Origin of the sequence: Streptomyces alfalfae, from assembly GCF_004127445.1 — a bacterium.
In the GTDB taxonomy this organism is placed as follows: Bacteria; Actinomycetota; Actinomycetes; order Streptomycetales; family Streptomycetaceae; genus Streptomyces; species Streptomyces alfalfae.
The window spans coordinates 481,351-493,147 of sequence record NZ_QEXM01000025.1; the positions used below are offsets into that span (position 1 = coordinate 481,351).

At 74.2% G+C, this 11,797-nt stretch carries 7 protein-coding genes, 1 tRNA gene and 1 other RNA gene; 6 read left to right on the top strand and 3 right to left on the bottom strand.

Annotated elements, in window-relative coordinates:
• Positions 1-32: 32 nt before the first annotated feature.
• Together DCW30_RS11740 and DCW30_RS11745 are read right to left on the bottom strand one after the other, a co-directional pair.
• Positions 33-740: a response regulator transcription factor gene (locus tag DCW30_RS11740; protein ID WP_076685421.1), complete on the bottom strand. Its 708-nt coding sequence runs from the start codon at positions 738-740 to the stop codon at positions 33-35.
• Positions 737-1,978: a sensor histidine kinase gene (locus DCW30_RS11745; RefSeq protein ID WP_076689110.1), complete on the bottom strand. Its 1,242-nt coding sequence runs from the start codon at positions 1,976-1,978 to the stop codon at positions 737-739. The genes DCW30_RS11740 and DCW30_RS11745 overlap by 4 nt, the downstream gene beginning before the upstream one ends.
• A gap of 141 nt (positions 1,979-2,119) precedes the next feature.
• Here DCW30_RS11745 and DCW30_RS11750 point away from each other — a divergent pair, with 141 nt between their 5' ends.
• Positions 2,120-3,304, top strand: coding sequence for a serine hydrolase domain-containing protein (locus tag DCW30_RS11750; protein WP_076685422.1), 1,185 nt, complete (start codon positions 2,120-2,122; stop codon positions 3,302-3,304).
• A 53-nt stretch (positions 3,305-3,357) separates the two neighbouring features.
• On the top strand, positions 3,358-4,524 hold the full coding sequence (locus DCW30_RS11755; protein ID WP_076685423.1) for a serine hydrolase domain-containing protein: 1,167 nt from the start codon (positions 3,358-3,360) through the stop codon (positions 4,522-4,524).
• A 172-nt stretch (positions 4,525-4,696) separates the two neighbouring features.
• On the opposite strand, the gene DCW30_RS11760 is transcribed toward DCW30_RS11755, so the two are convergent.
• Positions 4,697-4,781: transfer RNA gene (locus DCW30_RS11760), tRNA-Ser, on the bottom strand.
• Positions 4,782-5,031: 250 nt separating this feature from the next.
• Here DCW30_RS11760 and ffs point away from each other — a divergent pair.
• The 4 genes from ffs to DCW30_RS11780 all read left to right on the top strand — a co-directional run bounded on the left by ffs (position 5,032) and on the right by DCW30_RS11780 (position 11,564).
• An RNA gene (gene ffs / locus DCW30_RS11765) (signal recognition particle sRNA small type) lies at positions 5,032-5,130 on the top strand.
• Between the two features lie 44 nt (positions 5,131-5,174).
• Positions 5,175-7,466: a DNA polymerase III subunit gamma and tau gene (locus DCW30_RS11770; protein WP_076685424.1), complete on the top strand. Its 2,292-nt coding sequence runs from the start codon at positions 5,175-5,177 to the stop codon at positions 7,464-7,466.
• 362 nt (positions 7,467-7,828) lie between these two features.
• A complete protein-coding gene (purD, locus tag DCW30_RS11775) occupies positions 7,829-9,082 on the top strand; it encodes a phosphoribosylamine--glycine ligase (protein WP_076685425.1) in 1,254 nt (417 codons plus the stop codon).
• Positions 9,083-9,749: 667 nt separating this feature from the next.
• Complete coding sequence (locus DCW30_RS11780) at positions 9,750-11,564, top strand: hypothetical protein (RefSeq protein WP_076685426.1); 1,815 nt, start codon at positions 9,750-9,752, stop codon at positions 11,562-11,564.
• Positions 11,565-11,797: the final 233 nt, after the last annotated feature.

An 11,797-nucleotide genomic window follows, 5' to 3' on the forward strand; every position in this document is an offset into this window, starting at 1 on the left:
CTCGGCACGCGGCCCGTAGGGGCAAAAGCCGGTCATTCGGCGAAGCGCGGGACGACCAGGCCGGACTCGTAGGCGATCACCACCGCGTGGGTCCTGTTCTGCGCGCCGAGCTTGGTCAGCACGTTTCCGACGTGGGTCTTGATCGTCTCCACGCTCACCGTGAGGGATTCCGCGATCTCCGGATTGGAGAGCCCGACCGCCATCAGGCGCAGGACCTCCTCCTCCCGGCAGGTCAGGGCGGCTTGCGGCAAAGCCTCTGCGGAGCCCATCGGGCGGGCGGCGACCATGCGGCCCAGTGCGGCCGGGAAGAGAACCGCTTCGCCCGCCGCCACCACCCGAACCGCCTCGGCGATCCGGCGGACCGGGAGGCGTTTGAGGACGAAGCCGCTGGCGCCCGCGCTGAGGGCGGCGGTGACGTAGCCGTCGTTCTCGAAGGTGGTGATCACTACTACCTTCGGCGGGTCGGCCGCTCCGGCCAGCAGTCGGCGGGTGGCGTCGATCCCGTTGAGACGGGGCATCCTGACGTCCATGAGGACCACGTTCGGCCGCAGGCTCCGCGCCCGGTCGACCGCCTCGACGCCGTCGGCGGCCTCGCCGACCACCGTGATCCCCGGCTGTGCGCCGAGCAGCATGCCGAGGCCGCTGCGGGTCACCTCGTCGTCGTCCGCGATCAGGAGGGTGGCGGCGGGGTCGGCTTCTGCGGGGAGGGCCGCGTCCCCGTTTGCGCCGGGTCCACTCACGCCGACGCCCGTACCGGCAGCCGGACAGCAAGCCGCCAGTGCCCCGTCCCGTCCGGGCCGGACCGGAACTCACCGTTCAGCAGCCTGACGCGCTCGGCCAGTCCGGGCAGGCCGTGGCCGGACGTCGAGAAAGGGCCCGGGTCCGGCCCCGACCGTGCTCCGGTCCGGTTGACCACCACGAGATCCAGGCCGTCAGGTCTCGCCGCCGCCCGGACCTGGACAGGGCCGCCCGCCCCGTGACGCAGCGCGTTCGTCAGTCCCTCCTGGAGGATCCTGTACGCGGCCCGGGAGAGCGTCCCCTGCACCTGCGCCAGTTCACCCGACAGCTCCGGTTCCACCACCGCCCCCGTGTGCCGCAGGCGTTCCAGTAGCTCGGGAAGGTCGGCGAGGGTGCGGGTCGGCGCCGCTCCCGACTGTTCCTCGCGCAGTACTCCGAGCGCGTAGTCCAAATCCTCCAGCGCCGCCCTCGTCGAGTCCTCGATGCTGCGCATGGCGGCCCGCGCCGCAGCGGGGTCGGCGGAGAGCATCTCTCCGGCCACCGCCGCCTGGATGGTGGCCGCCGTCAGCGTGTGCCCGATCGAGTCGTGCAACTCGTGGGCGATCCGGTTGCGTTCGGCCAGCAGCAGTTCCCGCTCCGCGGCCAGCGCGAGCCGTTCGGCCGCCGACGGCCCCAGCAGCCGTGGCGCCGACCACCGCAGAGCCTTCGTCACCAGTACGCAGACGGCGACCGCCAGGAGCAGGCACACCGCGGCCGCCACCCAGCTCCACCCGCCCGAAAGCCGGACCGACGTGCCGAAAAGGCCCGCCCGCACCTCGCCGCCGAGCCAGTTCGACGGCAGGGAGAGGCCCATGACGAACAGCACTCCGCTCGCCAGCGCCCCCGTCCACCCGACGGCCACGTGCAGGACCAGCCAGAGCGGGGTCCGCCAGCGGTCGAGGCCGAGCGAACCGGAGGCACGGCGGCCGGCCACCGGATTCGGCAGCGGCACCCGCAGCAGCCGGCGGGCGGACACGACCAGTGCTCGCCGTACGGGGCGCGCCAGTCCGACCACGCCGACCAGCACCGCCCAGACCAGCAGGACTAGGACGACCTGCGCGCTCTCGGGGGCGGATCGCCACGACAGCACCGGCAGCAGGGCGAAAGGCAGCAGCGGAAGGCTCGCCAAGGCGCCGCAATAGGCGAACAGCACACCTGAGTACGTGGAGCCACGCAGCAACGGCCGAAATCCCCTGATCATGGTCGTCAGTATCGCCGGGCGGTTCACCGGCGGCCTCCCCCGATCGGGGGAGCGATTTCTCCTGCCTTCCCGCGATGTGGTCGCAAGGTCCCGCGAGCCAGGATTCGTGTCCCGACCACACGATCTTCCGGGAGATGACTCATGCGTGCTCAGACACGGCAGGGCCTTCGCTTCTCGATCCGGCGACAGGGCGGCCGACGGCGACGGGCCGTGGCGGCCGCGGCCGCAGTCGCCATCGGCGTCATGACAGCGGGCACCCTCGCTCCGTCCTCCGCCTCCGCCTCTTCCGCCTCCGCCGCCAGGCCGGACGCCGTGCAGCGGGCCCTGAACACACTGGTGCGCGACGACGCGATGCCCGCCGCACTGGCGAGCGTCAAGGACCGCGACGGCCGTAACCGCACCTACACCGCCGGAGTCGGCGACCTGGCCACCGGGTCGAAGGTGCCCAGGGACGGTGAGGTGAGAATCGGCAGCAACACCAAGTCGTTCACCGCGGTCGTGGTGCTGCAGCTCGCCGCCGAGGGAAAGGTCGACCTCGACGCCTTCGTCGACACCTACCTGCCGGGCCTCATCCGCGGAGAGGGCCTCGACGGGCGCCACATAAAGATCCGCCATCTCCTCCAGCACACCAGCGGACTACCGGAGTACGGCATCCACCTCGACGACGCCGAGATCCGGAACCGGTACTTCGAGCCCCGCGAACTGCTCGACCTCGCCCTGGAGCACAAGGCCGACGCGGAACCGGGAAAGACATGGGGGTACAGCAACACCAACTACGTCCTGGCCGGCCTGATCGTCCAGAAGGTCACCGGCCGCCCGCTCGCCGAGGAGATGGACCGGCGCGTCATCAAGCGCCTCGGGCTGCGCCACACGTACTTCCCCGCTCCGGGCGAGATGACCATCCGCGAGCGGCACCCGCACGGCTACCACCGCAGCCCGGCGGACGGACCGCTGCGCGACTTCACGGAGATGGACCCCTCCGCGGGCTGGGCCGCGGGCCAGCTGATCTCCACCAACTCCGATCTCAACCGCTTCTTCACCGCGCTCCTCGCCGGCCGCCTCCTCCCGGCGGAACAGCTCGCCGAGATGCGCACGACGATCCCCGCCGGGACCTCCGGCCTCCGCTACGGGCTGGGGCTCACCAGCAGGCCGCTGTCCTGCGGCGGCGTCTACTGGGGCCACGGCGGTGACATCGCGGGATACGAGACGCGGGGCGGTGCCACCGACGACGGCCGCGCCGCCAACATCGCGGTCACCAGCATCCCGGAGGACAAGGCGGCCACACAGCACGTGAACGACGCCGTGGACAGGGCCCTGTGCGGCTGAGTCGAGCAACCGCCGGCCCGAACGACGATCCAATGATCCCCAGGAGTCGACCCATGCGTGGACAGAATCGGCGAGAGCCCCGCTCGAAGAGCCGGCGGCACGGCACACGGCGACCGGTCCTGTCCGCCGTGGTGGCGGCGACGATCGGCGCGATGACGCTGGGGGCCCTGGCCCTGCCCGCCGCCTCGGCCGCCAGGCCGGACGCCGTCCAGCGGAGCCTGAACGCCCTGGTGCGCGACAGCGGGACGCCCGGCGCGCTGGCGAGCGTCAGGGGCCGTGAGGGCCGTGACCTGACCTACACCGCAGGGATCGGTGACCTCGCCACCGGCGCACCGGTACCCGTCGACGGACAGGTGCGGATCGGCAGCAACACCAAGAGCTTCGTCGCGGTCGTCGTTCTCCAGCTCGTCGCGGAGCGGAGGGTGAGCCTTGAGGACTCGGTCGACACCCACCTGCCCGGCCTCGTCCGCGGAGAGGGCATCGACGGGCGCCACATAAAGATCCGCCACCTTCTCCAGCACACCAGCGGACTTCCGGAGTACAGCAGCCATCTCGGGGACGACGTACGGTACTACGCCCCCCGTGAACTGCTCGCCACAGCGCTCCGGCACCCGGCCGAATTCGCCCCTGGGAAGAGCTGGAAGTACAGCAACACCAACTACGTGCTCGCCGGCCTGATCGTCCAGAAGATCACCGCTCACCCACTCGCCGACGAGATCGACCGGCGCGTCATCAAGCGCCTCGGGCTGCGCCACACCTACTTCCCCGCGCCCGGCGACGCGAGCGTCAAAGGGCCTCACCCTCACGGCTACTACCGGGAATCGGCAAAGACGCCGCTGCGCGACGTCACGGAGATCGACCCGTCCTGGGGCTGGGCGGCAGGCCAGTTGATCTCCACCAACTCGGATCTCAACCGCTTCTTCACCGCGCTCCTCGCCGGCCGCCTCCTGCCCTCGACCCAGCTCGCCCAGATGCGCGCCACCGTCCCGGCCGAAGCGACCTTCGGCCCGGGCGCCCGCTACGGTCTGGGACTCGTCAGCAGGCCGCTGCGGTGCGGCGGCCTCTCCTGGGGCCACGGCGGCAGTTTCCCCGGCTACGAGACGCGGGGCGGTGTCACCGACGACGGACGCGCCGCCAACATCGCGGTCACCACGCAGCTCACCGGCGCGGCCCCCCGGAGGAGCCTCGAACGCGCGGTGGATGCCGCCCTGTGCCGCTGAAGCCTGCCGAGGATCTGACCGGCCGGCTCGGGAAGCCACGCGCGGCTCGTCGGCGGCGTCCCACCACCGGTTCTCGATCTCCTGCCGGGCCACTTGCCCGACAGGCGATGGAACGACGAAGGTCCCGACCGGTGAACCGGTCGGGACCTTCGTCTGCCCTTGCGGGCGGGTGCGGAGGATACGAGATTCGAACTCGTGAGGGGTTGCCCCCAACACGCTTTCCAAGCGTGCGCCCTAGGCCACTAGGCGAATCCTCCGCCGCAAACAATACAAGACGTTGAGGGGTGCTCGCGAACATGATCCCGTCGGGGGCTCCCGGAGCCGGGGCGAAGGGGGTCGGAGCCGCCTCGATGTCGGGGTGGAGTCGGGGTGCAGCCGGGGCGAAGTCGATCCGGGGCCGGGCGGGAGTGGGGTTGCAGGCGGGGCGAGGGGCGGGGTGAGGGCGGTGTGGGGCGGCGGTGCGGGGCCCGGCGTCGCTTCCCGGTGCCGGGATCCGCTAGGGTGGGCGTCAGCCCCTCACGTGGCGCTATCTGACTGAACTCCCCCAGGGCCGGAAGGCAGCAAGGGTAGGTCGGCTCTGGCGGGTGCGTGGGGGGCGCTTTGCGTTGGGGCGGTCCGGGTTGTCAGTGGTCGCCATTAACCTCGTATGTGTGTCGTCCCTTGCGCTGTACCGCCGTTATCGCCCGGAGTCGTTCGCCGAGGTCATCGGGCAGGAGCATGTAACCGACCCGCTGCAGCAGGCGCTGCGCAACAACCGGGTCAATCATGCGTACCTGTTCAGTGGCCCCCGCGGCTGCGGCAAGACGACGAGCGCGCGCATCCTGGCCCGCTGTCTGAACTGTGAGCAAGGTCCCACCCCCACGCCCTGCGGCGAGTGCCAGTCCTGCCGCGACCTGGCGAGGAACGGCCCGGGCTCGATCGACGTCATCGAGATCGACGCCGCGTCGCACGGTGGCGTGGACGACGCCCGTGACCTGCGGGAAAAGGCCTTCTTCGGCCCGGCGTCGAGTCGGTACAAGATCTACATCATCGACGAGGCCCACATGGTCACCTCGGCGGGCTTCAACGCCCTCCTGAAGGTGGTCGAGGAGCCGCCGGAGCACCTCAAGTTCATCTTCGCGACGACCGAGCCCGAGAAGGTCATCGGCACGATCCGCTCGCGCACGCACCACTACCCCTTCCGCCTCGTGCCCCCCGGCACCCTCCGCGACTATCTGGCGGAGGTCTGCGGCCGGGAGGACATGCCCGTCGAGGAGGGTGTGCTGCCGCTGGTCGTGCGGGCCGGAGCCGGTTCCGTGCGTGACTCCATGTCCGTCATGGACCAGCTCCTCGCCAGCGCCGCCGACGACGGTGTGACGTATGCCATGGCGACGTCCCTGCTCGGTTACACGGACGGTTCGCTGCTCGACTCCGTCGTCGAGGCCTTCGCCTCCGGTGACGGGGCGGCGGCCTTCGAGGTCGTGGACCGCGTCATCGAGGGGGGCAACGACCCCCGGCGCTTCGTCGCCGACCTGCTGGAGCGGCTGCGCGACCTCGTCATCCTCGCCGCCGTGCCCGACGCCGCCGAGAAGGGGCTCATCGACGCCCCGAGCGACGTGGTGGAGCGGATGCAGGCGCAGGCCGGCGTCTTCGGCGCAGCCGAGCTGAGCCGCGCCGCCGACCTGGTGAACGACGGCCTGACCGAGATGCGCGGCGCCACCTCGCCGCGCCTCCAGCTGGAGCTGATCTGCGCGCGCGTGCTGCTTCCCGCGGCGTACGACGACGAGCGCTCCGTGATGGCCCGCCTCGACCGCCTGGAGCGCGGGGGGAACTTCGTCCCCGCGGGCCAGGGCCCCGGCCCCGCCATGGCGTACGCCCCCGGTCCGGAGGCCCACGCGGCCGTGCGGCAGCCGGGCGTGGCCATGCCTCCCGCCGGACCTCCGCAGGTTCCGCAGGGCCCGCCCGTGCCGCCGGGAGGCGGTCCCGCCGCCGCCCGCGCTGCCGTACGAGGGCCCGGCGCACCGCAGGGCGACGCCGCCCCGGAGGCCCCCGCTCCGCAGGCGGCGCCCCCCGCGGCCCCGACCCCGCCACCGGCCGCCACTCCTGCCGCCCCCGCCCCCGCCGCCCCGTCCGGTGAGCGGCGCCCCGGCGGCTGGCCCACGGCCTCCGCCCCGGGCAGCGGCCCCGCGGCCCCGGTCGCTCCTGCCGCCCCCGCCGAGACGGCCGCGCCCCAGCGTCCCGGCGGCTGGCCCACGGCTGCCCCCTCCGGCGGAGCCCCGCAGGCCCCCGCCCCGCAGACACCCGCACCGCAGCCGTCCGCGCCCGCCCCGATGGCCGTCCAGGCCCCGGCGGGCGGCGGCCCCGACCCCCGCACCCTGTGGCCGAACATCCTGGAGGCGGTGAAGAACCGCCGCCGCTTCACCTGGATCCTGCTCAGCCAGAACGCCCAGGTGGCGGGCTTCGACGGCACGACCCTGCAGATCGGCTTCGTCAACGCGGGCGCGAGGGACAACTTCGCCAGCAGCGGCAGCGAGGACGTGCTGCGCCAGGCGCTGTCGGAGCAGTTCGGCGTGCAGTGGAAGGTCGAGGCGATCGTCGACCCCTCGGGCGGCTCCGCGCCCCCGCCCGCCGCAGGGAACTTCGGCGGCGGTGGCGGCGGCGCCTCGGGCGGCTTCGGTGGCGGCAGCCCTGGCGGCCGCTTCGGCGGCGCCCCCGCGGCCCCGCGCCCCCAGACCGCCCCCCAGTCCGCCCCGGCCCGCACGCCGGCCCCGGCCCCCGCCCCTGCTCCGGAACCGGCGGCCCCGCCCCGCTCGGCCCCCGCACCGGCCCCGGAGCATGTGTCGCCCGAGGACGACATGCCCGCGGACGACGATCCCGACCTGGTCGACTCGGCCCTCTCGGGCCACGACCTGATCATGCGGGAACTGGGCGCGACGGTGGTGGACGAGTACCCCAACGTGTGACCGCGGGCCCGTGAGCGACCGCCCCAGCCTCGCGGCCCGTGAGCGACCCGCCCCAGCCCTGCGGCACGTAGGCGGCCGCAGGGCGCGGGGTGCAGGGCACGGCGGGCCCCTGCGCGCCCGAGGCACCCGAAGAAACGGGCGGGGGGTGGAAGAGGTCGGTCGCGGAGCGACGGGGCGGGTGGGGGCCGGGCCGCGGACGAAGGGTGGGGGAGCCCACTCCAGAGCGCCGGTCAAGGCCAAGAGCCACCGGTCGGGCAGGGCCGTGGGGAGCGGCCGGGCCGCCCAGGGCTGGACGATCGTACGAAAGGCTCCGCAGCCGGACCTCGGGGAGGCATACGAAGCCACCCGCTAGGCTGACCACCGTGAAGGTCCTCGTCATCGGCAGTGGTGCCCGCGAACACGCCCTGTGCCGCTCTCTGTCCCTCGACCCCGACGTCTCCGAGCTGCACTGCGCCCCCGGCAACGCCGGCATCGCAGAGGTGGCCGAGACCCACCAGGTCGACGCCCTCGACGGCACCGCCGTGACCGCCCTCGCCGAGCGGCTCGGCGCGGGCCTGGTGATCGTGGGCCCGGAGGCCCCGCTCGTCGCCGGTGTCGCCGACGCCGTGCGCGCCGCCGGCATCCCCTGCTTCGGCCCGTCCAAGGAGGCCGCGGAGCTCGAGGGTTCCAAGGCGTTCGCCAAGGACGTGATGGCGGGCGCGAGCGTGCCGACGGCGCGGTCCTACGTCTGCACCACGCCCGAGCAGGTCGACAAGGCCCTCGACGCCTTCGGCGCGCCGTACGTCGTCAAGGACGACGGGCTCGCCGCCGGCAAGGGCGTCGTCGTGACGGACGACGTCGAGGCGGCCCGCGCGCACGCCAACGCCTGCGACCGCGTGGTCATCGAGGAGTTCCTCGACGGCCCCGAGGTCTCCCTCTTCGCGGTCACCGACGGCGAGACGGTCGTCCCGCTCCAGCCCGCCCAGGACTTCAAGCGCGCGCTCGACGGCGACGAGGGCCCCAACACGGGCGGGATGGGCGCGTACTCGCCGCTGCCGTGGGCCGACCCGAAGCTAGTCGACGAGGTCATGCGGACCGTGCTCCAGCCGACGGTCGACGAGCTGCGCCGCCGGGGCACGCCATTCGCTGGGCTGCTGTACGCGGGCCTGGCGATCACGAGCCGCGGCGTACGGGTCATCGAGTTCAACGCCCGTTTCGGCGACCCCGAGACCCAGGTGGTCCTCGCCCGGCTGAAGACGCCGCTCGGCGGGCTCCTGATGGCCGCGGCCACCGGCAACCTCGCCGACCTGCCCCCGCTGCGCTGGAGCGACGACGCCGCGGTGACCGTGGTCGTCGCCTCGCACAACTACCCCGGCACGCCTCGCAAGGGCGACCCCATCGAGGGGCTCGACGAGGTGGCGGCGCAGGACGCCCCCGACGCGTACGTCCTGCACGCCGGCACCCGGCGCGAGGGTGACGCCGTGGTCAGCGCCGGTGGCCGCGTGCTGTCCGTGACGGCGACGGGCAGCGGCCTCACCGAGGCCCGGGAGCGCGCGTACGCCGCGCTGTCCCGCATCCGCCTCGACGGTTCGCAGCACCGTACGGACATCGCGGCGAAGGCGGCGGCCGAGGCGTGAGGCCCGGCTCCGCCGGGTGAGCCGCCGGGGCGCGGGTCCCGGATCTCGAAGCCGCAGGCCGCCGCAGCGCCGCCGCAGCGGCAGTACGGAACCCGCCGCTGTGAGGGAACGGCACCCGCCCGTCGGAGCCGCGCCCGCCCGCCGCAGCGGCAGCACGGAACCCGCCGCCGTGAGGGAACGGCACCCGCCCGCCCGCCGGAGCCGCGCCCGCCCGCCGGAGCCGCGCCCGCCCGCTGGAGCCGCGCCCATTCGCCGGGTCGGCACTCGCCCGCGGGGGCGGCACTCGCCGTACACGCCTTTCGGCCAAGTTCAGGCCCTGGATCCAGCCTCGGATCCAGGGCCTGTCTCCTGTCCGCCTCGGGTTCGCGTGACGCCCGTTCGGGCTCGCGCGGTGCCCGTTCGGCGCTCGCCCGGTGCTTGCTCGACGGCCACCTTTAGCCAAAGCCATTCCATCGAGTGACCGCTGCCCTATCCGGCTGACGACGTCCGGCACCCCAACTAGGGTGCGGCGGAAGCCTTCCGGGCGCCCAGAGCCAAACAGACCACCGGCATTGCGGTGTCGGCGGCGGGTGCAACAGTGGGGGAATGAGCAACGCCAACGCCATTGACGTGTGCCACCGGCCCCGGCCGGTGGCCGAGCAGTAGGCAGCAGGGGGTGCCATCGGTCGTGTCAGGTCCGGGTGTGGAGGTGGGCGCGCAGGCCGCGCGTTCACGGGCTCTCGCCGTGCTGCGGCTGCGCAGCAGGGCGCTGGCCGTCGCCCTGCTGCCCGCGGCCGTCGCCGTCGTGCTCGTCGCCGGTGGTGTCATGGGCCATATGGAGGGCCCGGGCTGGGACGTCGCGCGCTGGGCCGTCGCGGTCCTCGCCCTGCTCGTCCTGCTCGCCGCGGGAGCCGTCGCCCTGGTCGTGGCCAGGGCGAGGCCCGCCCTGAGCCCCACGGTGCCGGTGCCCGAGGAGTCCGCCCCCGATCTGTACCGCCTGGTCCGTGACCTCGCCGACCGGCTCGACGTGCCTGCGCCCTCGGCGATAGCGCTCACCCCCGACTGCGACAGCTGGCTGGAGGACCGCACCCACCCCGCGCACGGCACGCCCGCCGACGCGGCCCCCGCCGAGGACGCCCGCGCCACGCACCGCCCGTCCTTCACCGCGCCCGTGCTCGTCATCGGCTCCCCGTTCCTGTGGTGGATGCGGGTCGGCGAGCTGCGCGCGGTCCTCGCCCCCGTCGTGGCGGGTACGGGCCCCTCCGCGCACCCCGACATAGCCGCCGCCCGGCGCTTCGTGCGCGGGCTCGACGCCGCGGTGGCCGACGCCTCGGCCCCCGGCCGCGCCCCCCTGCTCCGCCCACTGCTCGCGGGTGTCGGCTGGGTGGCCCGGCTGCTGCTGCGCAACTGCCGGGTGCACGCCGCCGAGATGGAGCGCGGCGTCGCCGCGGCCGCCGCCGAGCGCGCCCAGGCCGTGGACTACGGCGTGCGGATCGTCGCCCAGGAGCAGGTCGGCCTCGCGTACGCGGGGTGGGACCGGCTGCTCACCCGGGTCGCGCTGCCCGCCTGGCGGATGGGCCGCTGGCCGTCCCGGCTCGACGCGGGCGTGGTCGCCGCGCTGACCGAGCTCTCCCGCAGGGACCGCCTCGCGGAGGGCTTCGCCTCGCGCCTGGGCGAGCGCCCCGCCTGTGACCTGCTGGAGGAGCCCGGCATGGTGGACGAGGCCGCCTCGCTCCTCGCCGCGCGCCTCTTCCACGGCGGTCCGGCCGAGCCGGGCCCGGACTGGGCCCCGGTGGCGTGGCAGGAGTATCCGGACGAGGTCGTGGACCGCAAGTGGCGTACGGACGCGGCGCGGCTGCACCGCGTCCTCGACTCCCTCGGCGTCGACCACCTCGCGGACCCGGCCGCCGCCGGACCGGAGGGGCCGACCCTCGGCCGCGTCCTCGCCCACCTCACTGCGCCCGACGCCACGGGCGGGCCCGACGCCGTCGCGACGGCCGACCCGGCCCGCCTCGAAGCCTCCGCGGCGAGCATCGCCCCTGACGACGCCCCCGATGTCGCCCCTGACGACACCTCCGACGACACCTCCGACGACGCCCCCGATGAGGGCCCCCGCGGCATGCTCGCCGCCTCGCTCACGGCCGAGCTGGCCCGTGAGGAGGCCACGGCCCCGCCTCGCCCGGCCCCCGCCGGGCAGGGACCTGACGAGGCGCTCTGGGTGGACGGGGCACTGCCCCTCTTCCCGCTCCAGCCGCCCCGCACCGGACGCGAGCTCCTCGCCGACCACGTGACCGCGATGGTCTGCTGCGCCGCCGTGGACACCGCGGGAGCCGCCCCCGGCCTCGACTGGCTCGACGGCCCCGCCCTACTGATCGGCGGCGAGCGCGCGGCCGACCTCGCGCCGAGCGTGCGGAGCCTCGTGGAGCGGGGCGACCCCGCACCGCTGCGCGACTGGCTCACCCGCCTCGGCGTCCGCCCGGAGAAGCCGGTCCGCCTGGCCTGAGCGAGCCGCAGCCGCCCAGCCGCCCAGCCGCCCGTCCCCGGGCACCCGCGCCGAGCCGCAGCCGCAGCCGCAGCCGCCCCGAGCCGCACGCCCCAGCCGCCCGCCCCGGAGCAGCCGCACTCCAAGCGCTCCCGAGCCACGTGGACCGAGCGCCCAGGCCACACGCACCCACCCGAGCCGCACCTACCCGAGCCGCACCTACCCGAGCCGCACCTGCCCGAGCCGCACCCACC